Annotated in this window: 19 protein-coding genes and 1 tRNA gene; 5 read left to right on the top strand and 15 right to left on the bottom strand. The window is 74.6% G+C overall.

The window, feature by feature from the left end; all coding sequences use genetic code 11:
* The first annotated feature begins 2 nt into the window (after positions 1 to 2).
* From BMZ33_RS12145 to BMZ33_RS12135, 3 genes are read left to right on the top strand one after another with little or no spacing between them, the layout of a single operon-like run.
* Positions 3 to 1,001 (top strand): branched-chain amino acid ABC transporter permease, encoded by a 999-nt coding sequence (locus tag BMZ33_RS12145; RefSeq protein ID WP_091110527.1) that lies wholly within the window; start codon positions 3 to 5, stop codon positions 999 to 1,001.
* Positions 991 to 2,016 (top strand): ABC transporter ATP-binding protein, encoded by a 1,026-nt coding sequence (locus BMZ33_RS12140; protein WP_169064224.1) that lies wholly within the window; start codon positions 991 to 993, stop codon positions 2,014 to 2,016. Before BMZ33_RS12145 ends, BMZ33_RS12140 begins: the two co-directional genes overlap by 11 nt.
* Positions 2,013 to 2,870: an ABC transporter ATP-binding protein gene (locus BMZ33_RS12135; RefSeq protein WP_169064223.1), complete on the top strand. Its 858-nt coding sequence runs from the start codon at positions 2,013 to 2,015 to the stop codon at positions 2,868 to 2,870. Before BMZ33_RS12140 ends, BMZ33_RS12135 begins: the two co-directional genes overlap by 4 nt.
* Before the next feature lie 327 nt (positions 2,871 to 3,197).
* On the opposite strand, the gene BMZ33_RS24475 is transcribed toward BMZ33_RS12135, so the two are convergent.
* Both BMZ33_RS24475 and BMZ33_RS12125 read right to left on the bottom strand, forming a co-directional pair.
* On the bottom strand, positions 3,198 to 4,538 hold the full coding sequence (locus BMZ33_RS24475) for an ABC transporter substrate-binding protein (RefSeq protein ID WP_091110526.1): 1,341 nt from the start codon (positions 4,536 to 4,538) through the stop codon (positions 3,198 to 3,200).
* Between the two features lie 162 nt (positions 4,539 to 4,700).
* Positions 4,701 to 5,306, bottom strand: a complete 606-nt coding sequence (locus BMZ33_RS12125) for an ANTAR domain-containing response regulator (protein WP_091110522.1) — start codon at positions 5,304 to 5,306, stop codon at positions 4,701 to 4,703.
* Positions 5,307 to 5,381: 75 nt separating this feature from the next.
* Here BMZ33_RS12125 and BMZ33_RS12120 point away from each other — a divergent pair.
* Positions 5,382 to 5,455, top strand: a tRNA-Leu gene (locus BMZ33_RS12120).
* A 340-nt stretch (positions 5,456 to 5,795) separates the two neighbouring features.
* Entirely contained in the window at positions 5,796 to 7,436 is a 1,641-nt protein-coding gene (locus BMZ33_RS12115; protein WP_169064222.1) for an aminotransferase class V-fold PLP-dependent enzyme, read from the top strand.
* On the opposite strand, the gene BMZ33_RS12110 is transcribed toward BMZ33_RS12115, so the two are convergent.
* The 13 genes from BMZ33_RS12110 to BMZ33_RS12050 form a co-directional block, all read right to left on the bottom strand.
* Positions 7,414 to 8,289 carry an acyl-CoA thioesterase gene (locus tag BMZ33_RS12110; RefSeq protein WP_169064221.1) on the bottom strand — a complete coding sequence of 292 codons (876 nt, stop codon included), beginning with the start codon at positions 8,287 to 8,289 and terminating at the stop codon, positions 7,414 to 7,416. The genes BMZ33_RS12115 and BMZ33_RS12110 overlap by 23 nt on opposite strands.
* On the bottom strand, positions 8,286 to 9,701 hold the full coding sequence (gene pyk, locus BMZ33_RS12105; RefSeq protein WP_091110520.1) for a pyruvate kinase: 1,416 nt from the start codon (positions 9,699 to 9,701) through the stop codon (positions 8,286 to 8,288). Before pyk ends, BMZ33_RS12110 begins: the two co-directional genes overlap by 4 nt.
* Positions 9,702 to 9,820: 119 nt before the next feature.
* On the bottom strand, positions 9,821 to 11,308 hold the full coding sequence (locus BMZ33_RS12100; RefSeq protein WP_091110517.1) for a glutamate synthase subunit beta: 1,488 nt from the start codon (positions 11,306 to 11,308) through the stop codon (positions 9,821 to 9,823).
* Positions 11,301 to 15,950, bottom strand: coding sequence for a glutamate synthase large subunit (gene gltB / locus BMZ33_RS12095; protein ID WP_169064220.1), 4,650 nt, complete (start codon positions 15,948 to 15,950; stop codon positions 11,301 to 11,303). Before gltB ends, BMZ33_RS12100 begins: the two co-directional genes overlap by 8 nt.
* 324 nt (positions 15,951 to 16,274) lie before the next feature.
* Positions 16,275 to 17,240 (bottom strand): prolipoprotein diacylglyceryl transferase, encoded by a 966-nt coding sequence (gene lgt / locus BMZ33_RS12090; RefSeq protein ID WP_091110515.1) that lies wholly within the window; start codon positions 17,238 to 17,240, stop codon positions 16,275 to 16,277.
* On the bottom strand, positions 17,237 to 18,037 hold the full coding sequence (trpA, locus tag BMZ33_RS12085) for a tryptophan synthase subunit alpha (protein WP_091110512.1): 801 nt from the start codon (positions 18,035 to 18,037) through the stop codon (positions 17,237 to 17,239). The genes lgt and trpA overlap by 4 nt, the downstream gene beginning before the upstream one ends.
* Before the next feature lie 70 nt (positions 18,038 to 18,107).
* The gene (trpB, locus tag BMZ33_RS12080; RefSeq protein ID WP_091110509.1) at positions 18,108 to 19,457 is read right to left on the bottom strand and encodes a tryptophan synthase subunit beta; all 1,350 of its coding nucleotides are present in this window, start codon (positions 19,455 to 19,457) and stop codon (positions 18,108 to 18,110) included.
* Between the two features lie 150 nt (positions 19,458 to 19,607).
* Complete coding sequence (gene trpC, locus BMZ33_RS12075) at positions 19,608 to 20,417, bottom strand: indole-3-glycerol phosphate synthase TrpC (RefSeq protein WP_091110506.1); 810 nt, start codon at positions 20,415 to 20,417, stop codon at positions 19,608 to 19,610.
* Between the two features lie 71 nt (positions 20,418 to 20,488).
* Entirely contained in the window at positions 20,489 to 21,133 is a 645-nt protein-coding gene (locus BMZ33_RS12070; RefSeq protein WP_091110504.1) for a Trp biosynthesis-associated membrane protein, read from the bottom strand.
* Positions 21,130 to 22,650 carry an anthranilate synthase component I gene (locus tag BMZ33_RS12065; RefSeq protein WP_091110502.1) on the bottom strand — a complete coding sequence of 507 codons (1,521 nt, stop codon included), beginning with the start codon at positions 22,648 to 22,650 and terminating at the stop codon, positions 21,130 to 21,132. The genes BMZ33_RS12070 and BMZ33_RS12065 overlap by 4 nt, the downstream gene beginning before the upstream one ends.
* Positions 22,637 to 23,014 (bottom strand): phosphoribosyl-AMP cyclohydrolase, encoded by a 378-nt coding sequence (gene hisI, locus BMZ33_RS12060; protein WP_091110499.1) that lies wholly within the window; start codon positions 23,012 to 23,014, stop codon positions 22,637 to 22,639. Before hisI ends, BMZ33_RS12065 begins: the two co-directional genes overlap by 14 nt.
* Before the next feature lie 52 nt (positions 23,015 to 23,066).
* Positions 23,067 to 23,729, bottom strand: a complete 663-nt coding sequence (locus BMZ33_RS12055; protein ID WP_091110496.1) for a hypothetical protein — start codon at positions 23,727 to 23,729, stop codon at positions 23,067 to 23,069.
* Positions 23,726 to 25,378 carry an FAD-binding dehydrogenase gene (locus tag BMZ33_RS12050; RefSeq protein WP_091110967.1) on the bottom strand — a complete coding sequence of 551 codons (1,653 nt, stop codon included), beginning with the start codon at positions 25,376 to 25,378 and terminating at the stop codon, positions 23,726 to 23,728. Before BMZ33_RS12050 ends, BMZ33_RS12055 begins: the two co-directional genes overlap by 4 nt.
* Positions 25,379 to 25,388 lie beyond the last annotated feature (10 nt).

Genomic DNA, 25,388 nt, shown 5'->3' with positions numbered 1-25,388 from the left:
CCATGGGCGACCTCATCAACGCGCTCGCCGTCGCCGGCAAGTCGGCGCTCGGCTTCCAGGCGGTGTTCTTCGCGCTGCTGGCCATCGGCCTCAACGTGCACTTCGGCTACACCGGCCTGCTGAACTTCGGGCAGATCGCCTTCGCCCTGCTCGGCGGGTTCGGCATCGCCATCTCGGTGAGCCAGTGGGGCCTGGACTTCTGGGTCGGCGTGCTCGTCGGCCTGGGCGCGGCCGTCGTCCTGGCGCTGCTGCTGGGCCTGCCGACCCTGCGGCTGCGCGCGGACTACCTCGCCATCGCGACCATCGCGACGGCGGAGGGACTGAGACTGCTCTTCCGGTCGGTGTCGGCCAGCGAGGTCACCGGCGGCACCCGGGGCCTCTCGGCGTTCAACGGCGACTTCGTCTCCCTGGCGCCGTGGGACACCGGTCAGCGCTACTCGATCCTCGGCACCCGCTGGAGCGGCGGCGAGCTGTGGGTGGCGCTGGTCGGCTGGGTGCTGGTGGCGCTGCTGTGCCTGCTCGTGTGGCTGCTCGTGCGCAGCCCCTGGGGCCGGGTGCTCAAGGCCATCCGCGAGGACGAGGACGCCGTCCGCGCGCTCGGCAAGAACGTCTACCTCTACAAGATGCAGTCGCTGGTGCTCGGCGGCGTCATCGGCGCGCTCGGTGGGATGGTCTACGTGGTGGGCACCGGCGCGGCGAACCCCGACCAGTTCCAGAACGCCAACACGTTCCTCGCCTACGCCGTCCTCATCCTGGGCGGCGCCGCCCGCGTGCTCGGCCCGGTGGTCGGCGCGGTCATCCTGCTGTTCGTGATCCAGTTCGCCGACACCGGTCTGCGGGCACTGATCAGCAACGGGATCATCCCCGAGGGGCTGCTCTCCGCCACCGACGTGGCGCAGATCCGCTTCGTCCTGGTGGGGCTGGGCCTGATGCTGCTGCTCGTCTTCCGGCCGCAGGGCATCTTCGGCGACCGACGAGAGGTGATGCTCGATGCCCGGTGAGATGCCCGCTGAGAACACCCCCACCGGCGCGCACGCCGCGTCGCTGGACAAGGGTCCCGCCCACCGGGGCGCGCCCCAGCGGCTGGCCCAGGCGGCGCTGCGCGACGTGCCCTGGGAGGTCGGCGTCGCCAAGCCCGACCCGGCGATCGTCGTCGAGAACGTCACCCGCACCTTCGGCGGCCTGACCGCGGTGTCGGTCGACCGCCTGGAGATCCAGCGCGGCGGCATCACCGGCCTGATCGGGCCCAACGGTGCGGGCAAGACGACGCTGTTCAACCTGCTCACCGGCTTCGACCAGCCCAACACCGGGACCTGGTCGTTCGACGGCCGCCCGCTGGGCAAGCTGGCGCCGCACCAGGTGGCCCGGCTCGGCGTCGTCCGCACCTTCCAGCTCACCAAGGCGCTCTCGCGCCTCACGGTGCTGGAGAACATGCTGCTCGGCGCCCAGGGCCAGCGGGGGGAGAGCTTCCTGCGCGCCCTGGTGCCCGGCACCTGGCGGTCGCAGGAGAAGGCGAACACCGAGAAGGCGCTCGAGCTGCTGCGGCGGTTCAAGCTCGACGCCAAGAAGGACGAGTTCGCCGGCACCCTCTCCGGCGGTCAGCGCAAGCTCCTGGAGATGGCGCGGGCGCTGATGAGCGACCCGCAGGTCGTCATGCTCGACGAGCCGATGGCCGGCGTGAACCCGGCGCTGACCCAGAGCCTGCTCGGCCACGTCAAGGACCTCCGCGAGGAGGGCATGACGGTGATCTTCGTCGAGCACGACATGGACGTGGTCCGCGACATCAGCGACTGGGTCGTCGTCATGGCCGCCGGCCGGGTGATCGCCGAGGGTCCGCCCGAGTCGATCAGCCAGAACCAGGCCGTCGTCGACGCCTACCTCGGTGCCCACCACGACGCGCCGCTCACCGTCGAGGAGGAGGACCAGGTCCTCGCCGAGGCCGAGCGGCGGATCGCACACGAGGAGCACGGTGAGGTCATCGACTCCGACACCACCACCCGGGGAGAGGGACGATGAGCGAGCCGCTGTTCGAGGTCGACGAGTCCGGCGAGGACGTCACCCGCGCCGACGAGGCCGCCGCGGGGAGCACCGAGCTCTCCCCGGCGGAGAAGGCCGCCACCCGCGAGGAGCACCTGCGCCTCGCGGAGGGCGCCCTGGTGCGCGCCGACGACCTGGTCGCCGGCTACGTGCCCGGTGTCAACATCCTGCGCGGCTGCGACTTCTACCTGCAGGAGGGCGAGCTCGTCGGCATCATCGGCCCGAACGGGGCCGGCAAGTCGACGCTGCTCAAGACCCTGTTCGGGCTCATCCCCGTGCGCTCGGGGCAGGTGTCGCTGCGCGGTGAGGACATCACCTCCGCCCCGGCGCACCGGCTGGTGTCGCTGGGCGTGGGCTACGTGCCGCAGAACAACAACGTGTTCCCCTCGCTGACCATCGAGGAGAACATGCAGATGGGCGTCTACCTTCGGTCGAAGACGTTCAAGGACCGCTTCGACTACGTCGTCGACCTGTTCCCGCTGCTCGGCGAGCGGCGCAAGGGCAAGGCGGGGTCGCTGTCGGGCGGTGAGCGGCAGATGGTCGCCATGGGCCGCGCGCTGATGATGGACCCCTCGGTGCTGCTGCTCGACGAGCCGTCGGCGGGCCTCTCGCCGGCGTACCAGGACGAGGTGTTCATCCGCTGCCGGCGCATCAACGCCACCGGCGTCTCGATCATCATGGTCGAGCAGAACGCCCGCCGCTGCCTGCAGATCTGCGACCGCGGCTACGTCCTCGACCAGGGCCGCAACGCCTACACCGACACCGGCCGGTCGCTGATGACCGACCCGAAGGTGATCGAGCTCTACCTGGGGACCCTCGCCAAGGCGCACTGACCCCGGACGGCACACCGGAGGCCGGCGTCCCCACGTGGGGGCGCCGGCCTCTCGGCGTCCCCGGCCCCGGTGCAGGGACGGCGGGGCCGACACTTGCCCGGCCCCCGACCGCACGGGCTGCCGGTCCGCCCCTCACGCCCCAGGCTGCCGACCCCGCCGACGGCGGGCCGCTCCGCAACCGCCCGGCGACCGGGCGCCCGCCAGCCGGCGACCGGAGCGCCGAGCCCGGTGCCGGCCCCTGGAACGGGCCGTGGCCCGGTCCCCTGGGGGACCGGGCCACGGTGGGTGGTGCGGGTGGGCGCCGTCGCGGGACGGCGTCCGCGGGACTCAGCGCTGCGGGCCGATCCCGTTCTCGTTGAGCCCCTGGATGATGCGCGAGGACTCGTTGAACCCGATGACGACGATGCCGTCGGGGTTGAGCTCCACCATCTGCTGGACCTCGGCGTCGAAGTTCGCCGCGTTGGGGTCGTAGATCACGTTCACGACCTGGTCCTCGCTCAGACCGCCGGCGAGCAGGTTCTCGCGGGTGTTCTCCGCGAGGCCGTTCCCGTAGGAGTCGTTGCGGGCGAGGATGCCGACGGTGTTGTTGCCGTCGGCGGCGAGCAGGTCGGCCAGGGCGCGCGCCTGCAGGACGTCCGGCGGAGCGGTGCGGAAGTACAGCCCGTTGTCGTTGTACGTCGTGAACTGGTCCGACGTGTTGGCCGGGCTGATCTGCATGACGCCGGCCGCGGTGATCCGGTCGATCACGTTGAGGCTGACGGTCGAGGACGCCGCACCGACGATCGCGTTGACGCCGGCCTGCAGCAGGCGGTCGACGGTCTGCGTGGCGGTGTCGGTCGTCGCGTCGCCCGAGTCACCCTCCTCGAGGCGGACGTCCTGGCCGAGGACGCCACCGGCGGCGTTGATCTCCTGGACGGCCAGGCGGGCGCCGGCGACCTCCGGGGGGCCGAGGAAGGCGAGGTCACCGGTCAGCGGCAGCAGGGTGCCGACGACGAGCTGCTCACCGGTGGTGCCGGGGGCCGCGGGGGCCGGGCCCTCGTCGGTCGTGGCGTTGGCCTCGTCGCCGGCAAGGACGAACTCGGTCAGCGAGTCGTCGATGGCGTTGTCGTCGCCGAACTGCTGGATGCCGAAGCTCGCCGCGGCCGGCTCACCGGCGTCGACGAAGGCCAGCGGGCCGCTGATGCCGTCGTAGTCGGGGTTGCCCCCGGCGTTGACGATGTCGATGCAGGCCTGGAAGGTGTCGCACTTCTCGCCACCGGTGGTGGTGCCGTTGACGTAGGCCTTGAAGACGTTGGCGTCGTTGGTGCCGGCCAGCTGGGCGGCCAGGGCCGTGATGACGATGGCGTCGTACGTCTCGCCGGCGTAGTTGAACGTGTTGCCCAGGTTCGGGTCGACCTGGAGGAGGCGGTCGGTGAAGTCCCCGGCCAGCTCGGTGAGCGGCAGGGTCCCCTTCATGCCGGCCAGGGCACCCTGCTCCTCGAAGTCCTCGCCGAGGGTGGAGCCCATGTTGCCGTCGGTGCCGTAGATGTTGACCTGCTTCTCGCCGCTCCCCGAGGCGTCGCCGCCCGAGTCGCTGCCGCCGCCGTCGTCGCCGCCACCGCAGGCGGTGAGCGCGACGAGCGCGGCTGACGTGACGGCGATGCTGCGGGCGTAGGTACGCGTGCGCATCCAGCAACTCCCAGTTGTCGTACGTCGGTCCGCGGCCGGGCATGAGGGCACCGGCCCCGTCAGTCCGCAGAACCTAACTGCTGCCCACTGCCGCGGAGCCGGACGGCCGGAACCGTGACGAGGTCGTGACCTCGCCCGATCCGGTCGTGTGAACGGCGTCCCTCAGGAGGGTGCACCGTCCGCGGGCACGGGTGCGTCGGGCGACAGGATCCGCTCGGCGAGGGCCTTCATCGACGTGCGCTCGTTCATCGCGGTGCGCTGGATGAAGCGGAACGCCTCGGCCTCGGTCATGCCCTCGCGGTTCATGAGCACGCCCTTGGCCTTCTCGACGACCTTGCGGGTCTCCAGCCGCTCCTCGAGGGTGCGCACCTCGCCGTCGAGCGCAGCGATCTCGGTGAACCGGGCACGGGCCACCTCGATGGCCGGCACGAGGTCGTTCTTGGAGAACGGCTTGACCAGGTAGGCCATGGCGCCGGCGTCCCGGGCCCGCTCGACCAGCTCGCGCTGGCTGAAGGCGGTCAGCACGATCACCGGGGCGATGCGCGACGCGGCGATCTGCTCGGCGGCGGCCAGTCCGTCGAGCACCGGCATCTGGATGTCGAGGATGACCAGGTCGGGCGAGAGCTCCCGGGCCCGGTCGACGGCGGTCTGCCCGTCGCCGGCCTCGGCGACGACGACGTACCCCTCCTCCTCGAGCATCTCCTTGAGGTCGAGGCGGATGAGTGCCTCGTCCTCGGCGATGAGGACCCGGGTCGGCTCGCTGCTCACGGGCGCAGAGCCTAGCGACGACGGCCGGCAGCGGCGTCCCGGTTAGGCTGCGGGCGCCGTGACCTCGGTCGCGCAGCCCCCGTACCCCAATCGGCAGAGGGAGCGGACTCAAAACCCGCGCAGTGTGCGTTCGAGTCGCACCGGGGGCACGGTGCCCATCGTCGGCCTACCGGCCGACACCGGGCGCACGGTGCCCATCGTCGGCCCAGCGGCCGACACCGCGGCCTGGAGCCGTCCCCGACCGCCGTGGAGCCCCGCGGTCGAGTCCTCCTCGGGGACCTGCCGGGCCCCGCTCGTCGGACGGCGACCGCGGCCACGAGCCGTCCCTGACCGCCGTGGAGCCGATCCCGGCACTCGTCGCGGAAGCTCCGCCCCCACTCCTCGCACCGCCTCGCAGGGCGGCTCGCGTCCCAGCGTCCTCGTCCTGCGTCGCCTCGCTCCTCCCGGACCCCTCCGGGGTCCCTTCGTCGCGGGCAATACGGTGACGGGGTGAGCGAGCCCGTGCCCCACATGACCCCCGAGCAGTTCCGGCAGCACGGTCACGAGGTGGTCGACTGGATCGCCGACTACTGGTCGCGCCTGCAGTCCTTCCCCGTGCGCTCGCGGGTCTCCCCCGGCGACGTCCGGGCCGCGCTGCCGCCGTCGGCACCGGAGCAGGGCGAGCCGTTCTCCGCCGTCCTGGCCGACCTCGACCGCGTCGTCCTGCCCGGGGTCACCCACTGGCAGCACCCCGGTTTCCTCGCCTACTTCCCCGCCAACACCTCCGGGCCGTCCGTGCTGGGCGACCTGCTGTCGGCGGGCCTGGGCGTGCAGGGCATGTCGTGGGTGACCAGCCCGGCGGCCACCGAGCTCGAGCAGCACGTCCTCGACTGGCTCGCCGACCTGCTCGGCCTGCCCGAGGCGTACCGGTCCACCGGCACCGGCGGCGGCGTCGTCCAGGACTCCAGCTCCGGGGCCAACCTCGTGGCGCTGCTCGCGGCGCTGCACCGGGCCAGCGGCGGCGCCACCGTGCGGCACGGCGTCCGGCCCGAGGAGCACACCGTCTACGTCTCGTCGGAGACGCACTCCTCGATGGAGAAGGCGGCGCGGATCGCCGGCCTGGGCACCGACGCGGTGCGGGTCGTCGAGGTCGACGGCGACCTCGCGATGCGCCCCCAGGCGCTGCGGGCCCGGCTGGAGCGCGACGTGGCCCGCGGGTTCCGCCCGGTGCTGGTCTGCGCCACGGTCGGCACGACGTCGACCACTGCCGTCGACCCGCTCGCCGAGCTCGGCCCGATCTGCCGGGACCACGGCGCGTGGCTGCACGTGGACGCCGCCTACGCGGGCGTGAGCGCCGTCGCCCCCGAGCTGCGGGCGCTGCAGGCCGGCGTCGAGTGGGCCGACAGCTACACGACCGACGCGCACAAGTGGCTGCTCACCGGCTTCGACGCCACCCTCTTCTGGGTCGCCGACCGCGCCGCGCTCACCGGCGCGCTGGCGATCCTGCCCGAGTACCTGCGCAACGCCGCCACCGACGCGGGCGCGGTCGTCGACTACCGCGACTGGCAGGTCGAGCTCGGCCGCCGCTTCCGCGCGCTCAAGCTGTGGGCGGTGCTGCGCTGGTACGGCGCGGAGGGGCTGCGGGCGCACGTGCGCTCCGGGGTGGCGCTGGCGCAGGAGCTGGCCGGCTGGGCCGACGCCGACAACCGCTTCGACGTCGTCACGCCGCACCCGCTGTCGCTGGTCTGCCTGCAGCCGCGGTGGCCGGCCGACGTGGACGCCGACGTCGCCACCATGACGCTGCTCGAGCGGCTCAACGACGGCGGCGAGGTCTACCTGACCCACACCAGCGTGCGCGGCCGGGTGGTGCTGCGGGTGGCCATCGGAGCGCCGACGACGACGCGGGCGCACGTCGAGCGCGCCTGGGCGCTGCTGTGCGAGGGACACGACTGGCTGGCCGCCGACTTCGCCGAGCAGGCCGCCGAGCGCGCCCGGGCCGAGGCCGAGCGCAAGGCCGAGGCCGAGCGTGCCGCGGCGGCCGAGCGCAGGGCCGAGGCCGAGCGTGCCGCGGCGGCCGAGCGCAGGGCCGAGGCCGAGCGTCAGGCGGCGGAGGCCGAGCGGGAGCCGGTCACTCCCCCAGTGACCGGATGAGCCCCTCCTGCGCGACCGTGGCCACGTGCGTGCCGTCGGCCGACCAGATGCTGCCGAAGCACAGCGCGCGGCCGGAGGAGGCCGCCGGGCTGTCGGTCTCGTAGAGGAACCACTCGTCGGCGCGCACCGGCGCGTGGAACCAGACGGCGTGGTCGAGGCTGGCGCCCACGTAGCGGCCGCCCCAGCCGCCGCCGACCCGCGCCAGGCCGGCCGAGAGCAGCGTGAGGTCGGTGACGAAGGTCAGCGCCGCGGCGTGCACGGCGGGGTCCTCCGGCAGCCGCCCGGCCACCCGGAACCACGCGTGCGACTGCGTGTGCGGCGGCGACTTGGGGTCCGGCGCGAAGGGGTCGGCCAGCGGGCGCTGCTCCACGGCGCGGCTGATCTCCAGGGCCGGCGCGGCCAGGTCGCCGTGGCCGGCCGCGTGGTCGGCCAGCGACCGCAGCTCGCCGGGGCCGGGGACCTCCGGCATGGGCCGGGCGTGCGCGACGACGGCGTGCTCGCCGCCGTGGAAGTCGGCGGTGAGCGCGAAGACGGCGACGTCCTCCGCGCCGCGGCGCTGGCAGGCGATCACCCGGCGGGTCGAGAACGACCGGCCGTCGCGGATCCGCTCGACCCGGTAGCGCAGCTCCTCGTGCGGGTCGCCGGGCCGCAGGAAGTAGGCGTGCAGCGAGTGCACCCCGCGCTCCCCCGGCACGGTCAGCCCGGCCGCCATGAGCGCCTGCCCGGCCACCTGGCCGCCGAAGATGCGCTGCAGGCGGGTGCTGGGCGTGCGGCCGACGAAGACGTCGGGGTCCCGCTCCTCGAGGCCGAGGACGGTCATGAGGGCGGCGGCCTGGGAGTCGCCACCGGTCACGAGTCGGTCCCGACCTCGTGGACGCGGATGAGGTTGGTCGACCCGGGGGTGTTGGGCGGACTGCCGGCCACGACGACGACGCGGTCGCCCTCCCGGAGCCGGCCGATGGAGAGCAGGGAGAAGTCGACCTGGCGGACCATGTCGTCGGTGTGCTGCACCGAGGGCACGAGGAAGGTCTCCACGCCCCAGGACAGCGCGAGCTGGCTGCGGACCCGCGGGTCGACGGTGAAGGCCAGCAGCGGCTGCCGCGGGTGCAGCGCGGCCAGCCGGCGGGCACTGTCGCCGGTCTGGGTGAAGGTCGCGAGCGCCTTGACGCCCATCGCCTCGGCGACGTCGCGGGCGGCCCGCACAATCGCCCCGGAGCGCGAGCGCGACTTGCGGTGCAGCTCGGGCACCCACGCCTCGTCGCTCTCGACGGCGTCGATGATCCGCTCCATCGTGCGGACGGCACCGATCGCGTAGCGCCCCACCGACGTCTCCCCCGAGAGCATCACCGCGTCGGCGCCGTCGAGGACGGCGTTCGCGACGTCGGAGGCCTCGGCGCGGGTGGGCCGCGAGTTCTCGATCATCGACTCGAGCATCTGGGTGGCCACGATGACGGGCTTGTTGCGCTCGCGGGCGGCCTGCACGGCGCGCTTCTGCACCAGCGGCACGGTCTCCAGGGGCAGCTCCACGCCGAGGTCGCCGCGGGCCACCATGATCCCGTCGAAGGCCTCGACGATGGCCTCGAGGTTCTCCACCGCCTCGGGCTTCTCCAGCTTGGCGATGACCGGGACGCTGATGTCCTCCTGGCGCATGATGTCGCGCACCAGCTCGACGTCGGCCGGGGAGCGGACGAACGACAGCGCGATGAAGTCGACCGAGAGGTGCAGGGCGAAGCGGAGGTCCTCCTCGTCCTTCTCCGAGAGTGCCGGGACGCTCACCGCGACGCCGGGCAGCGACAGCCCCTTGTTGTTCGACACCTGACCGCCCTCGACCACCAGGCACCAGACGTCGGGGCCGTCGACGCCGACCACGGACAGCGCCAGCTTGCCGTCGTCGACCAGCAGCCGGTCGCCCACGCGGGCGTCGGCGGCCAGGCCCTTGTAGGTGGTCGAGACCCGCTCGGCGGTGCCCTCGACGTCGTCGACGGTGATGCACACCCGGCTGCCGGTCTCCCAGGTGACCGGGCCGTCGGCGAAGGTGCCGAGGCGGATCTTGGGGCCCTGCAGGTCGGCCAGGACGGCGACGGCGTGACCCGTCCGGTCCGAGGCCTGGCGCACCTTGAGGTAGGAGGCCTCGTGGTCGGCGTGCGACCCGTGGCTGAAGTTGAGCCGGGCGACGTCCATGCCCGACTCGACGAGGGCGGTGATCTGCTCGAGGGAGCTGGTGGCCGGACCCAGGGTGCAGACGATCTTCGCGCGGCGGGACATGGGGAGAACGCTAGTGGGCGCCCCCGCGCGCCCGTGGAACGGGCAGGGGCCGGGTCCCGCGGTGTCGCGGGACCCGGCCCCCGGCCGTCGGTGGGACCCCTCCCGGGGGTCCCACCCGTCTAGCGCAGCGCGACCGCCGTGGGGGTGACCGGGCGCGGCAGCATCGAGCTGCCGGTCAGGTACGCGTCGACGGCGCCGGCAGCGGCGCGGCCCTCGGCGATGGCCCACACGATGAGCGACTGGCCGCGGCCGGCGTCCCCGGCGACGAACACGCCGGGCACCGTGGCCATGAACTCGCCGTCGCGCGCGACGTTGCCGCGGGCGTCGAGCTCGAGCCCCAGGGTCTCCACGAGGCCCTCGCGCTGGGCGCCGGTGAAGCCCATGGCCAGCAGCACCAGCTGGGCGGGCAGCTCGCGCTCGGTGCCCTCGACCTTCTCGAAGCGGCCCTCGACCCGGCGCACCTCGTGGATGAGCAGGGCCCGGACGTGACCGTCGTCGTCGCCGAGGAAGCGCTCGGTGTTGACCGAGTACAGCCGCTCGCCGCCCTCCTCGTGGGCCGAGGAGATGCGCATGATCATCGGGTAGGTGGGCCAGGGGTTGCCCTCGGCGCGCTTGTCCGGCGGGGCCGGCATGATCTCCAGCTGGGTCACCGAGCGGGCGCCCTGCCGGTGCGAGGTGCCCAGGCAGTCCGCGCCGGTGTCCCCGCCGCCGATGATGACCACGTCGAGGCCCTTCGCGCTGATGGGCGGGTCGTCGAGCTCGCCGAGCGCCTGCCGGTTGCCGAAGGGCAGGAACTCCATCGCCAGGTGGATCCCGGCGAGCTCACGGCCGGGCACGGGCAGGTCGCGGCCGACGGTGGCCCCGCCGGCGAGGACGACGGCGTCGTGCTCGCCGCGCAGCTGCTCGGCCGACAGGTCGCCCTCGCCGCTGCCGCCGACCTCGACACCGGTGACGAAGCGGGTGCCCTCGGCCCGCATCTGGTCCAGCCGCCGGTCCAGGACGGACTTCTCCATCTTGAACTCGGGGATGCCGTAGCGGAGCAGCCCGCCGACGCGGTCCGCGCGCTCGTAGACGGTGACGTCGTGCCCGGCGCGGGTGAGCTGCTGCGCGGCGGCCAGCCCCGCCGGGCCGGACCCGACGACGGCGACCTTCCTGCCGGTGCGCTCGGCGGGGGCCTGCGGCTCGACGAAGCCCCGCTCGAAGGCCTGGTCGACGATCTCCCACTCGATCTGCTTGATCGTGACCGGCGAGTCCTGCAGGTTCAGCACGCAGGAGCCCTCGCACGGGGCGGGGCACAGCTTCCCGGTGAACTCCGGGAAGTTGTTGGTCGCGTGCAGCCGCTCGATGGCCTCGCGCCAGTCGTCGCGGCGGGCCAGGTCGTTCCACTCCGGGATCAGGTTGCCCAGCGGGCAGCCGTGGTGGCAGAACGGGATGCCGCAGTCCATGCACCGGGCGGCCTGCTGGCGCAGCGCCGCGACCGGGTAGACGGCGTCCTCCCCGCTCTGCCGGGAGAGGTAGACGTCCTTCCAGTCCAGGATGCGGACGTCGACGGGCCGCCGCGGCGGCATCGCCCGCTCGTACTTCAGGAACCCCGTGGAGTCAGCCACGTGCGGCCTCCATCACTGCTCGGTCGACGTCGGTCCCGGCGGCCTCGGCGGCGCGCCGGGCCTCGAGTGCGCGGCGGTAGTCGCGCGGCATGATCGTGCTGAACTGCTCGGACCAGCGGCCCCAGTCGGCCAGCAGCGCGGCGGCCACCGGCGACTCGGTCTCGGCCTGGTAGCGGACCAGGACCTCGCGCAGCCACGACGCGGACTCCACGTCCAGCGGCTCGACGTCCACCATCTCGGGGTTGACCCGGTGGCGGGCCAGGTCCAGGACGTAGCCGACGCCGCCGGACATGCCGGCTGCCACGTTGCGCCCGGTCGGCCCGAGGATCACCGCGCGGCCGCCGGTCATGTACTCCAGCGCGTGGTCGCCGGCGCCCTCGACGACGGCCAGCGCGCCGGAGTTGCGCACGCAGAACCGCTCGCCGACCCGGCCGCGCAGGAACAGCTCCCCGCCGGTCGCGCCGTAGCCGATGACGTTGCCGGCGATGACGTTGTCCTCGGCGGCGAAGGTCGCCTCCCGCGCCGGGCGGACCACGACCCGCCCGCCCGAGAGCCCCTTGCCGACGTAGTCGTTGGCGTCACCGAGCAGCCGCATGGTGATCCCGCGCGGCACGAAGGCGCCGAAGGACTGGCCGGCCGACCCGGTGAAGGTCAGGTCGATCGTGCCGTCGGGCAGGCCCTCGCCGCCGAAGCGGCGGGTGACCATCGAGCCGAGCATCGTGCCGACCGTGCGGTTGACGTTGCGCACCGGGAGCTCGAGGGTGACCGGCCGCGCGTCGAGCAGGGCGCCCTCGCACAGCTGGAGCAGCGTCTGGTCCAGCGCGACGTCGAGGCCGTGGTCCTGGGTGCGGACGGCGCGCCGCGGGGTCCCCTCGGGCAGCTCGGGCAGGGCCAGCATCCTCGACAGGTCGAGCCCGCGGGCCTTCCAGTGGTCGACCGCCTGCCGGGTGTCGAGCAGCTCGACGTGGCCGACCGCCTCGTCGACCGAGCGGAAGCCCAGCTCGGCCAGGTGCTGCCGCACCTGCTCGGCGAGGAACTCGAAGAAGGTCACCACGAACTCGGGCCGGCCGGTGAACCGCTTGCGCAGCTCCGGGTTCTGCGTGGCCACGCCGACCGGGCAGGTGTCGAGGTGGCAGACCCGCATCATGATGCAGCCGGAGACGACCAGCGGGGCGGTGGCGAAGCCGTACTCCTCGGCGCCCAGCAGCATCGCGACCATGACGTCGCGGCCGGTCTTCATCTGCCCGTCGACCTGCACCACGATCCGGTCGCGCAGGCCGTTGGCCAGCAGCGTCTGCTGCGTCTCGGCCAGGCCCAGCTCCCACGGCGAGCCCGCGTGCTTGAGCGAGGTCAGCGGCGCGGCGCCGGTGCCGCCGTCGTGCCCGGAGATGAGCACCACGTCGGCGTGCGCCTTGCTCACGCCGGCCGCGACCGTCCCGACGCCGACCTCGGCGACCAGCTTGACGTTGACCCGCGCCTCGGTGTTGGCGTTCTTCAGGTCGTGGATCAGCTGCTTGAGGTCCTCGATCGAGTAGATGTCGTGGTGCGGCGGCGGGCTGATCAGGCCGACGCCCGGCGTCGAGTGCCGCGTGCGGGCCACCCACGGGTAGACCTTGCCGCCGGGCAGCTGGCCGCCCTCGCCGGGCTTGGCGCCCTGCGCCATCTTGATCTGGATGTCGTCGGAGTTGACCAGGTACTCGCTGGTCACGCCGAAGCGGCCGCTGGCCACCTGCTTGATCGCCGAGCGGCGCAGGTCGCCGTTGGGGTCGGGCACGAACCGGTCGGGGTCCTCGCCGCCCTCACCGGTGTTGGACCGCCCGCCGAGCCGGTTCATCGCGATGGCCAGCGTCTCGTGCGCCTCCTGCGAGATGGAGCCGTAGCTCATCGCGCCGGTCTGGAAGCGCTTGACGATCTCGCTGGCCGGCTCGACCTCCTCCAGCGGCACCGGCTCGCGCACGCCCGTCCTGAGCGTGAACAGCCCGCGCAGTGTCGCGGCGTCCTCCGAGAGCTGGTCGACCGTCTGCGTGTAGCGCTCGAAGACCTCGTACTGCCGCGAGCGGGTGGAGTGCTGCAGGAGGAACACCGTCTCGGGGTTGAACAGGTGCACCTCGCCCTCGCGGCGCCACTGGTACTCCCCGCCGGTCTCCAGCCGGCGGTGCGCCCGCTCGGTCGGGTTCTGCGGGTAGGCGCGCCGGTGCCGCATGGCGACCTCCTCGGCGAGCACGTCGACGCCCACGCCGCCCAGGGGCGCGGAGGTGCCAGTGAAGTACTCGTCGACGACCTCCTGGGACAGGCCGACCGCCTCGAAGATCTGCGCCATCGTGTACGAGCCGACGGTGCTGATGCCCATCTTGCTCATGACCTTCAGGACGCCCTTGCCCAGCGCCTTGACCACGTTGCGCACGGCCTGCGCCGGCTGCACGCCGGTGAGCACGCCGTCGCGGATGAGGTCCTCGATGGACTCGAAGGCCAGGTAGGGGTTGACCGCGGCCGCGCCGTAGCCGAGCAGCAGCGCGACGTGGTGCACCTCGCGGCAGTCGCCGGACTCGACGACCAGGCCGACCTCCATGCGGGTGCGCTCGCGCACCAGCTGGTGGTGGACGGCGGCGGTCATCAGCAGCGACGGGATCGGCGCGCGCCGCTCGTCGCAGTCGCGGTCGGAGAGCACGATGACCCGCGCGCCGGCCGCGATCGCCCGGCTGACCTTGCTGCGCAGCTCCTCGACCGCCTGCACCAGCGCGGGCCCGCCGCCGGTGACGTCGAAGTGGCCGGTGATCCGCACGGCGGCGAACCCGGGCAGGTCGCCGTCGTCGTCGATGTGCAGGATCTTGGCCAGCTCGTCGTTGTCGATGACCGGGTAGGGCAGGAACACCTGCCGGCAGGACGCGGGGGTCGCCGTGAGCAGGTTCTGCTCGGGACCGAAGGTGCGGCCCAGGCTGGTCACCAGCTCCTCGCGGATGGCGTCCAGCGGCGGGTTGGTCACCTGGGCGAACAGCTGCCCGAAGTAGTCGTAGAGCAGCCGGGAGCGGTCCGACAGCGCCGCGATCGGGGTGTCGGTGCCCATCGAGCCGATCGGCTCCGCCCCCGAGGACGCCATCGGGGTGAGCAGGACGCGCAGGTCCTCCTCGGTGTAGCCGAACAGCAGCTGCCGGCGGACGACGGACTCGTGGCTGGGCCGGGCCCGCCGCCGCTCGGGCAGCGAGGGCAGGTGCACCAGCCCGGCGTGCAGCCAGTCCTCGTAGGGGTGCTCGGCGGCCAGGGCGCCCTTGACCTCCTCGTCGGAGACGATCCGCCCGGAGGCGGTGTCGACGAGGAACATCCGGCCCGGCTGCAGCCGGCCCTTGGCGACGACGTCGCCGGCCGGGATGTCGAGCACGCCGGCCTCGCTGGCGAGCACGACCAGGTCGTCCTTCGTCCGCCACCAGCGCCCGGGGCGCAGGCCGTTGCGGTCCAGGACCGCCCCGACGATGGTGCCGTCGGTGAAGGCCACGCAGGCCGGCCCGTCCCAGGGTTCCATGATCGAGGAGTGGAACCGGTAGAAGGCCCGGCGGGCCGGGTCCATCTCGTCGTGGTTCTCCCACGCCTCCGGGATCATCATCAGCACGGCGTGCGGCAGCGAGCGGCCCGACAGGTGCAGCAGCTCGAGCACCTCGTCGAAGGTGGCCGAGTCGCTGAAGTCGCTCGCGGTGACCGGGAAGACCCGCTCCAGGCCGAGCTCGGCGGCGGGGCCGGCGGGGCCGTCGAACAGCTCCGTCTCGAGCTTGGCCTCGCGGGCGCGCATCCGGTTGCGGTTGCCCTTGATCGTGTTGATCTCGCCGTTGTGGGCGATGAACCGGAACGGGTGGGCCAGCGGCCAGCTGGGGAAGGTGTTGGTGGAGAACCGGCTGTGCACCAGGGCGATCGCCGACTCGTAGCGCTCGTCGCGCAGGTCGGGGAAGAACGCCGGCAGCTGGTCGGTGGTCAGCATGCCCTTGTAGGTGACGGTGCGCGAGGACAGCGACACCACGTACATCGAGCTGCCGGCCTCGCGGGCCTCGCGCTCGGCGCGCTTGCGCAGCACGAAGGAGCGCCGCTCGAGGCGGGTGACGCCGTTGACCGACACCGGGCCGCCGAAGGCCGCCGCGTCGGCGCGGGCGCCCATCGTCTCGGCGACGAAGAGCTGGGCGAAGTGCGGCATGACCGCGCGGGCGGTGGGCCCGAGGTCGGCGCCGTCGGGGTCGACCGGCACGTCGCGCCAACCGAGGACGGTCAGGCCCTCCTCGGCAGCGATCCGCGCGACGTCGGCGTGGCGGGCGGCCCGCTCCTCGGCGTCGACGGGCAGGAAGGCGATGCCGACGGAGTACTCCCCCACCGGCGGCAGGTCGAAGTCGACGCTGGCGCGCAGCAGCCGGTCGGGCACCTGGGTGAGGATCCCGGCGCCGTCCCCGGAGTTGGGCTCGGCACCCGCGGCGCCGCGGTGGTCGAGGTTGTGCAGCGCGGTCAGGCCGGCGGCCACGATCGAGCGCGAGCTGCGGCCCCGGGCGTCGGCCACGAGGGCGACGCCGCAGGCGTCCGAGTCGTTGGCGGGGTCGTAGAGACCGGTGGCCGGGGGCACGGCCGAGAACGGCACGGCCCGGGGGGCGGGGGTGTGGGACCCGGACATGATCACTCCCGTCGTCGGCCGTCACGCCGTCGCGCAGGCGACGGGGCGGGGGCACGGGTGCCCGGCCGGTGGTCAAGGGGCGGTGCGGCGGAGGTGCAGGCGGAGGACTGCGGTGAGCCGACGGCCGGCCGGGACACGGTGGCCCGGGCAGGTCCGGCTCGCGAGCCCCACGGGGGTCGGTGCCGTGGGGTCGTCGTCCGCGGGGCAGCGCTGGCCCGGTTCCGACACGGATGACCACCCAGGATCGCTGGGCTGTCTGCACAGGAGGGTACACAGCCGCAACACCGGGTCAGCGCCGTCGGACCGCCGCTGCGGCGCGTCCCGTCAGGGCGTCCCCGGCGTGTCGTGGGACCGGTCCCGCGACCGGTCCGACGGGCCGGCGTCGGTGCCGGTCGGGGCCTCGTCGGGCCCCTCGCCGGCGACCGTCGGGGTGTCGCCGTCGTCACCCCCGCCGGTGCGGTCGAGGACCTCCCGCGGGCGGCCGCGCTGCCACACCAGGGAGGCCACCGCGAGCAGCCCGACGAGGACGGCGGTGAAGACGTTCAACCGGATGCCGAAGAACGTGTTCGCCGGGTCGGTGCGCAGCAGCTCGATCCAGAACCGGCCGGCGCAGTAGAGCGCCACGCACAGCGCGAACGCGCGGCCGTGGGAGAGCCGGAACCGGCGGTCGGCCCAGACGACGACGGCCGCGGCGGCGAGGCACCACAGCAGCTCGTAGAGGAAGGTGGGGTGGAAGGTGCCCAGCACGACCGGCTGCCCGTCGGCGCCGAGCACCGCCTCCCGCCCGTCCCACTCGTGGACGCGCAGCGCCCACGGGAGGTCGGTGGGGCCGCCGTAGAGCTCGTTGTTGAACCAGTTGCCCAGCCGGCCGACCGCCTGCGCCACCAGCAGGCCCGGGGCGAGGGCGTCGCCGAAGGCCGGTAGCGGGATGCCGCGGCGGCGGCAGGCGATCCACGCGCCCACCGCGCCGAGGGCGATGGCGCCCCAGATGCCGAGGCCGCCCTCCCAGATGGCGAAGGCACGCAGCGGGTCGCCGCCCTCGCCGAAGTAGGGCTGCGGCGTGGTGACCACGTGGTAGAGCCGGCCGCCGAGGATGCCGAAGGGCACCGCCCACACGGCGATGTCGAGCACCTCGCCGGGGCGGCCGCCGCGGGCCACCCAGCGCCGCTCGGTGATCCAGCAGGCCAGCACGATGCCCGCGATGATGCACAGCGCGTAGGCCCGGATCGGGAACGGCCCGAGCTCCCAGACGCCCTGCGTGGGGCTGGGGATCACCGCCAGCGGCGTCACGGCGACACCGTCGAGCGGCGGCGGACGCCCTCGGCCAGCTGGGCCGACAGCGCGCGCACGCCCTCGGGACCGCGCCCCTCGAGCAGCTCGCGCACGTAGGCCGACCCGACGATGACGCCGTCGGCGAAGCGGCCGACCTCGGCGGCCTGGTCGCCGTCAGAGACGCCGAGGCCGACGCAGACCGGCTTGTCGGTGACCGCGCGGGTGCGGGCGACCAGCCGCTCGGCGGCGTCGCCGACCGTGGCGCGGGTGCCGGTCACGCCCATGGTGGAGGCGGCGTAGACGAACCCGCGGCAGGCCTCCGCGGTGGCGCGCAGCCGGGCGTCGATGGACGACGGCGCGACGAGGAAGACGCGGTCGAGACCGGCCGCGTCCGAGGCGGCCAGCCACGGCCCCGCCTCGTCGGGGATGAGGTCGGGGGTGATGGCCCCCGCTCCCCCGGCCGCGGCCAGGTCGGTGGCGAACCGCTCGACGCCGTAGCGCTCGATCGGGTTCCAGTAGCTCATCACCACCGGCACGGCGCCGGCCGCGGCCACCGCCTCCACCGCGCGCAGCACGTCGCGCATGCCCACGCCCGCGCGGACGGCGACGTCGACGGCCTGCTGGATCACCGGCCCGTCCATGCCGGGGTCGCTGTAGGGGACGCCGATCTCGACGACGTCGGCCCCGCCCTCGACCGCCGCGGTCATCGCGGCGATCGAGTCCTCGACCGTCGGGTGGCCCACCGGCAGGTAGGCGACCAGGGCGGCGCGGCCCTCGGCGCGGGCCGCCCCGATGCGGTCCTCCAGCGCGCTCACCGGCTCTCCTCGGCGGCGCTCGTCGGCCGCTCGGGGCGCTGCTCCGTCCCCGCTGGGCTCGCCGACCCGCTCACGACTGGCTCCCCGCGTCCTGGCCGGGCACCGCGTCACCGGCGGTGACCGCGCCCTCGGTGGGCTGCTGGTCGGTGTCCATGCCGGGGCCGGGGTCGACCTCGGTGCGGTCGCCCAGCCCGAACCAGCGCGAGGCGGTCTCGACGTCCTTGTCCCCGCGCCCGGAGAGGTTGACCAACAGCAGCGCGTCCGGCCCGAGCTCCCGGCCCAGCCGCATCGCGCCGGCCAGGGCGTGCGCGGACTCGATCGCCGGGATGATGCCCTCGGTGCGCGACAGCAGCGCGAAGGCCTCCATGGCCTCGGCGTCGGTGACCGGCCGGTACTCGGCGCGGCCGATGTCGTGCAGGTACGAGTGCTCCGGGCCCACGCCCGGGTAGTCCAGGCCGGCGCTGATCGAGTGCGACTCGACGGTCTGCCCGTTGTCGTCCTGCAGCAGGTAGGAGCGGGCGCCGTGCAGCACGCCGGGCGAGCCGCCGGTGATCGTGGCCGCGTGCCGGCCGGTCTCGACGCCGTCGCCGGCGGCCTCCAGGCCGACCAGCCGCACCCCCTCGTCGGGGACGAACGCGGTGAAGACCCCGATCGCGTTGGAACCGCCGCCCACGCAGGCGAGGACGGCGTCGGGCAGCCGGCCCTCGCGCTCGAGCACCTGGGCGCGCGCCTCGTCGCCGATGACCCGCTGGAACTCGCGGACCATGAGCGGGAAGGGGTGCGGGCCGGCGACGGTGCCGAAGACGTAGTTGGTCGTCTCGACGTTGGTCACCCAGTCGCGGAAGGCCTCGTTGATGGCGTCCTTGAGGGTGCGCGAGCCGGTGGTCACGGGGATCACCTCGGCCCCCAGCAGCCGCATGCGGGCGACGTTGAGCGCCTGGCGGCGGGTGTCCTCCTCGCCCATGTAGACGGTGCAGGACAGCCCCATGAGCGCCGCCGCGGTCGCCGTCGCGACGCCGTGCTGGCCGGCGCCGGTCTCGGCGATGACCCGCTGCTTGCCGATGCGCCGGGTGAGCAGCGCCTGGCCCAGCACGTTGTTGATCTTGTGCGAGCCGGTGTGGTTGAGGTCCTCGCGCTTGAGCAGCACCCGGGCGCCGCCGCAGTGCTCGGCGAACCGCGACACCTCGGTGACCGGGCTCGGGCGGCCGGTGTAGTCGCGCTGCAGCGCGGCGAACTCCTCGACGAAGGCCGGGTCGACGCGCATGGCCTCGAAGGCGGCGGTGAGGTCGTCGAGTGCGGCCACCAGGGCCTCGGGGACGAAGCGGCCGCCGAAGACGCCGAAGTGGCCGGTGTCATCGGGCCACGCGGGGTGCGCCGACTCGAGTCGCTGCTCGGGTGGGTGCACGGCGCTGGTCGTCATGGCCCCAGTGTCCCGCGATCGGCCTCCGGCGTGCGGAGCAGGGGGTCAGCGGGTCGCGCGATCCGGCCGGGCACGGCTGGGCGGTGTGCGTCGGTGGCGGGTGGTGACCCTCCTGCAGGGGCCCACCGCGAGCCTCGGGACGGGGCCTGCTCAGCGGGTCGTGCGCGGGGTGGCCGGGTGCGACCCGGCAGTCACCAGGTCGGCCACGGCCTGGCGGGCGTCGCCGGCGGTGACCAGGCCCTCGCCGACGAGGACGGCGTCGGCACCGGCCGCGGCGTAGGAGATGAGGTCGTGCGGGCCGCGGACGCCGGACTCGGCGACCTTGACCACCTCGGAGGGCAGGCCGGGTGCGATCCGCTCGAAGGTCGACCGGTCGACCGCCAGGGTGGTGAGGTCGCGGGCGTTGACGCCGATCACCGCGGCGCCGGCCGACAGCGCCCGGTCGGCCTCGGCCTCGGTGTGCACCTCGACCAGCGCGGTCATGCCCAGCGACTCGACCCGCTCGAGCAGGCCGGTGAGCACGTTCTGCTCGAGGGCGGCCACGATGAGCAGGACGACGTCGGCACCGTGGGCGCGGGCCTCGTGCACCTGGTAGCTGCTGACCACGAAGTCCTTGCAGAGCACCGGCACGTCGACGGCGGCGCGGACGGCGGCCAGGTCGGCGTGCGAGCCGCCGAAGCGGCGCCGCTCGGTCAGCACGCTGATGACCCGGGCGCCGCCGGCGGCGTACTGCGCGGCGAGGACGGCGGGGTCGGGGATGTCGGCCAGCGCGCCCTTGCTGGGGCTGCGGCGCTTGACCTCGGCGATGACGCCGACCCCCGGCTCGCGCAGGGCCGCCAGGGCGTCGAGGGGCGGTCGGGCGTCGCGGGCGGCGGCCTTCACCTCGGCCAGCGGGGTGGCCGCCTCGCGCGCCGCGACGTCCTCACGGACGCCGGCGACGATCTCGTCGAGGACGGTCACTCCGCCTCCTCGCTGGGTGCTCGTGGGTCCGTCCCGGCTGCTCCGGGGCGCGTCGGGTGGGTGGCCCCACTCTAAGCGCGGCGCCCGGAGGGGCCCGCCGCAGGGTCGTCGGCGGGGTCGTCGGTGGGGTCGTCGGTGGGGTCGTCGGTGGGGTCGTCGCCGCGGTCGAGCGCGCGCCACGCGTCGAGCGCGCGCTCCTCGTCGGTGCGGGGCCGGGCCGGTGCGGGCGCGGCCGCACCGGGCGTCCGCTCGTAGCGGCGGCCCATGCCCGGCCAGCGGTGTCCGCGGGCGAGCACGAGCAGCCCGGTGGCCAGCGCGAGCACGGCGGCGACCAGGCACAGCACCGGCCAGCCGGTGGCCAGGTCGGTGCTCGCCGTCTCCCCCGGCGCCCGCGGCGTGCCCGGCGGGCCGCTGGCGAGCAGGCGGGCGGCCGACCAGCCGAGCACTCCCCCGGCGGCGGCCACCAGGAGGCCCACCGCGGCCCGGCCGGCACCCCGGACGGCGAGGACGGCGACCGCGGCGGCCAGCAGCACCAGGCCCGAGGCGGGGACCAGCGGCGCGACGTCGGACCCGCTGAGCACCTCGGTGACCGGCGGCAGCGGCGCCGGGCGGGTGACGTCGACCGTCGCCCAGGTCTGCCCCCCGGCCGCCAGCGCCAGCCCGCCGGCCAGCGCGCAGCCGGCCAGCGCGCCGCCCAGCTCGCGCCGGGCGTTCACCGCACCTCCCGCATGCCCTCCGCGGTCGCGATCGCCGAGAGCACCGCCCGCGCCTTGTGCCGGGTCTCGGCCTCCTCGGTGACCGGGTCGCTGTCGGCGACGATCCCCGCGCCGGCCTGCACGTAGGCCCGGCCCTGGTGCAGCACCGCGGTGCGGATGGCGATGGCCATGTCCATGTCGCCGCTGGCGTCGAGGTAGCCGACGGTGCCGGCGTAGAGCGCCCGCCGGGTGGGCTCGAGGGACTCGATGATCTCCATGGCCCGCGGCTTGGGAGCGCCGGAGACGGTGCCGGCCGGGAAGGTCGCGTCGAAGACGTCGAGGGCGTCGCGGCCGGGGGCGACCTCGCCGGACACCGTCGAGACCAGGTGCATGACGTGGCTGTAGAGCTCGACCCGCATGAAGTCGGGCACCTCGACCGTGCCGGGCACGCACACGCGCCCCAGGTCGTTGCGCGCGAGGTCGACCAGCATGACGTGCTCGGCGCGCTCCTTGGGGTCGGCGAGCAGCCCCTCGGCCAGCCGCACGTCCTCCTCCTCGGTGACGCCGCGCGGGCGGGTGCCGGCCGGCGGGTGCACCACCGCGCCGGTGCCGGTGACGGTGACCAGGGCCTCGGGCGAGGAGCCGACGACGTCGAACGGCGACTCGCGCCCGGCGAAGCGCAGCAGGTACATGTACGGCGAGGGGTTGGTGGCGCGCAGCACCCGGTAGAGGTCGAGCGCGTCGACGTCGGTCTCGGTCTCGAAGCGCTGGGCCAGCACCACCTGGAAGGCGTCGCCGGCGCGGATGTGCTCGCGGACGGTCTCCACCCCGGCCTCGTACTCCCCCGCGGCCATGGTGCTGCGCACCGGCGGCGGGTCGGCCGGGGTGAACGCGGCCACGCCCGGCGGCACCGCCTTGGTCAGGTCGGCGGTCATCGCGTCGAGCCGGGCGACCGCGTCGTCCCAGGCCGCGCCGGCGTCGGCGGTGTGGTCGTGCGTGCCCGGCAGGGCGTTGGCGATGAGCAGCACGGTGCCGTCGGTGTGGTCGAGGACGGCGAGGTCGGTCACCAGCGTGAGGGCGAGCTCCGGCATGCCCAGGTCGTCGGTGGCGGTCGAGGGCAGCCGCTCCAGCCGCCGGACGACGTCGTAGCCCAGGTAGCCGACCAGCCCGCCGGTGAGGCGCGGCAGGTCGGGTCGGCGCGGCGAGCGCAGCCGGCGGGCCAGCGTGCGGACGGCGGCCAGCGGGTCGGCGGGCAGGTCGTCGGTGAGGCCGGGCAGCGGGTCGCCGAGCCAGACGGTGGCGCCGTCGCGCTCGGTGAGCACGCCGGCGGAGCGGACGCCGACGAAGCTGTAGCGCGCCCACCGCTTGCCCTGTTCGGCGGACTCGAGCAGCACCGTGCCGGGGCGGTTGCCGGCGAGCTTGCGGTAGACGCCGACCGCGGTCTCGCCGTCGGCCAGCAGCCGGCGGGTGACCGGCACCACCGGCTGGTCCAGGACCGCGAAGTCCTCCCGCGAGGGGCTGGTCTCACCGAGCGGCACGGCTGACCTCCAGGGGGCGGGAGAAGCAGGAGCGCTCGCCGGTGTGGCAGGCGGGGCCCTCCTGGTCGACGAGCAGCAGCAGCGCGTCGCCGTCGCAGTCGAGGCGCACGTCGTGCACCCACTGGCGGTGACCGGAGGTCTCCCCCTTCACCCAGTACTCGCGCCGGCTGCGCGACCAGTAGGTGGCCCGGCCGGTGGTGAGGGTGCGCCGCAGCGCCTCGTCGTCCATCCAGGCGACCATGAGCACCTCGCCGGTGTCGTGCTGCTGGACGACGGCGGCGACCAGCCCCGCGGGGTCGCGGCGCAGCAGCGCGGCGACCGCGGGGTCCAGCGCGGGGACGGCGGTGGGGTCGGCGGTGGGCACGCCCCGATCGTCCCACCGCGCCCGGGCCGCCCCGGCCGGCGGCCCCGGGAGGTCAGCCGGTGGCGGGCCCGGCGCCGTCGGCCCAGCGTCGGGCGTCCCGGACGAGCAGCAGGCCCACGCCCACGCCCGGCAGGACGGCGTAGAAGAGCACGAGGACGACCAGCACCCCGACCGGGCCGGGCCCGGAGACGCCGCCGGCGAGGCCGTCGAGGGTGAGCAGCCGCACCGCCCAGTACAGGGCGATGGCCAGTTGCGCGCCGAGCCCGCCGAGCAGCGTCGCCCAGGACGCCCGCCCCCGGCGGTTGAGCACGAGGACGCCGCCGACGACGAGGGCGACCGCCGACAGCAGCTGGACCACGCTCAGCACGGTCGCCTCGGTGACCAGGCTCTCGGCCTCGCCGCTGCTCTGCCCGCCCAGGACCGCCAGCGTGCCGAGGGTGCTGGCCAGCAGGAGCACGTAGGCCGAGGACAGCGCCACGACGCCGGCCTGGACGAAGCCCAGCACCGCCGCGGTGGTGACCTGCCCGGGCCGGCGCGGCCGCGGCGGCGCCGGGGGGCCCCACGCCGGGAGGGCGGGCGGGTAGCCCGGCGCCCAGCCGTGGGAGGGCGGCGGGTAGGCGGGCGGGACGGCGTAGGGCGCGGGCGCGGTGACGGGCGGGCCGGTGTAGCCGGCGGGGTCGGTCGGTGCGGAGGGGTCGGCCCAGGGGCTGCTCACAGCGCCGCCGCCAGCGCCCGGCCGGCCACGCGGCCGGAGAACAGGCAGCCGCCGAGGAAGGTGCCCTCCAGCGAGCGGTAGCCGTGCATGCCGCCACCGCCGAAGCCGGCGACCTCCCCGGCGGCGTACAGGCCGGGGAACACCTCGCCGCCGGGCCGCAGCACCCGCCCGGACAGGTCGGTCTCCAGCCCGCCGAGGGTCTTGCGGGTGAGCAGGTTGAGCCGGACGGCGATCAGCGGGCCGGCCTCGGGCTCGAGCAGCCGGTGCGGCGGCGCGACCCGGATCAGCTTGTCGCCGAGGTAGCTGCGCGCCCCGCGGACGGCGGTCAGCTGCAGGTCCTTGGTGAACTCGTTGGCCACCTCGCGGTCGCGGGCGAGGACCTCGCGCTCGACGGTGGCGAGGTCGACCTCGGGGCGGCCGCCGGTGACGCGGTTCATCCCGGCGACCAGGTCGGGCAGCGTCGTGGCGGTGACGAAGTCCTCGCCGCGGTCGAGGAACGCCTGCACGGGCGCGGACACCCCGGCCCGCACCCGGTTGAGCAGCAGCCGGACGTCGCGGCCCGTCAGGTCCGGGTTCTGCTCGGAGCCCGAGAGCGCGAACTCCTTCTCCACGATCTTCCTCGTCGCGACGAACCAGGTGTGCTCGTGGCCGGTCTGCCCGATGTGGGCCAGCGTGCCGAGGGTGTCGAACCCGGGGAACAGCGGCACCGGCAGCCGCCGGCCGGTGGCGTCGAGCCACAGCGACGAGGGCCCGGGCAGGATGCGGATGCCGTGCTGCGCCCAGACGGGCGAGTGGTTGGCGATGCCCTCGGTGTAGTGCCACATGCGGTCGCGGTTGACCAGGTTCGCGCCGGCCTTCTCGGTGGCCTCCAGCATCAGCCCGTCGACGTGCGCCGGGACGCCGGACAGCAGCCGCTGCGGCACCGGGCCCAGGCGCGCGGGCCAGTTGCGGCGGACCAGGTCGTGGTTGCCGCCGATGCCGCCGGAGGTGACGACGACGGCCTGCGCGGACAGCTCGAAGGGCGCCACCTCGGCGCGGGAGCTGGCCTCGCCGCGGGCGGCGTCGCTGGGCTCGAGCACCGCGCCGCGGACGCCGGTGACCGTGCCGCCGGTGACCACCAGCTCGCTCACCCGGTGGCGGAAGCGCAGCTCGACCAGGCCGCGGTCGACGGCCGCGCGCACCCGCCGGGCGAACGGCTCGACGAGCCCGGGCCCGGTGCCCCACACGATGTGGAAGCGGGGCACGGAGTTGCCGTGCCCGGTGGCGGTGTAGCCGCCGCGCTCGGCCCAGCCGACGACCGGGAAGAAGCCGACGCCCTGCTCGCGCAGCCACGCCCGCTTCTCGCCGGCGGCGAAGTCCAGGTACGCCTCGGCCCACTGCCGCGGCCAGTGGTCCTCGGGGCGGTCGAAGGCGGCGGTGCCGAACCAGTCCTGGCGGGCCAGCTCGAGGGAGTCGCGCACCCGCAGCCGCCGCTGCTCGGGCGAGTCGACGAGGAAGAGGCCGCCGAAGGACCACCACGCCTGCCCGCCGAAGGACGCCTCGGGCTCCTGCTCGAGCAGCACCACCCGCCGGCCGGCGTCGGCCAGCTCGGCGGTGGCCACCAGCCCGGCCAGGCCGGACCCGACCACGACGACGTCTGTGTCTGTCACGGTCGGCACG

The organism is Geodermatophilus dictyosporus (assembly GCF_900115505.1).
In the GTDB taxonomy this organism is placed as follows: Bacteria; Actinomycetota; Actinomycetes; order Mycobacteriales; family Geodermatophilaceae; genus Geodermatophilus; species Geodermatophilus dictyosporus.
The sequence above is the reverse complement of the archived record's forward strand: the minus strand, read 5'-3'. Positions and strand labels throughout refer to the sequence as shown.

Excerpts from the sequence above, each read along its gene's own strand:
- BMZ33_RS12145 (WP_091110527.1), top strand. The coding sequence starts at position 3 with ATGGGCGACCTCATCAACGCGCTCGCCGTCGCCGGCAAGTCGGCGCTC.
- BMZ33_RS12140 (WP_169064224.1), top strand. The coding sequence starts at position 991 with ATGCCCGGTGAGATGCCCGCTGAGAACACCCCCACCGGCGCGCACGCC.
- BMZ33_RS12135 (WP_169064223.1), top strand. The coding sequence starts at position 2,013 with ATGAGCGAGCCGCTGTTCGAGGTCGACGAGTCCGGCGAGGACGTCACC.
- BMZ33_RS24475 (WP_091110526.1), bottom strand. The coding sequence starts at position 4,538 with ATGCGCACGCGTACCTACGCCCGCAGCATCGCCGTCACGTCAGCCGCG.
- pyk (WP_091110520.1), bottom strand. The coding sequence starts at position 9,701 with ATGTCCCGCCGCGCGAAGATCGTCTGCACCCTGGGTCCGGCCACCAGC.
- gltB (WP_169064220.1), bottom strand. The coding sequence starts at position 15,950 with ATGTCCGGGTCCCACACCCCCGCCCCCCGGGCCGTGCCGTTCTCGGCC.
- trpB (WP_091110509.1), bottom strand. The coding sequence starts at position 19,457 with ATGACGACCAGCGCCGTGCACCCACCCGAGCAGCGACTCGAGTCGGCG.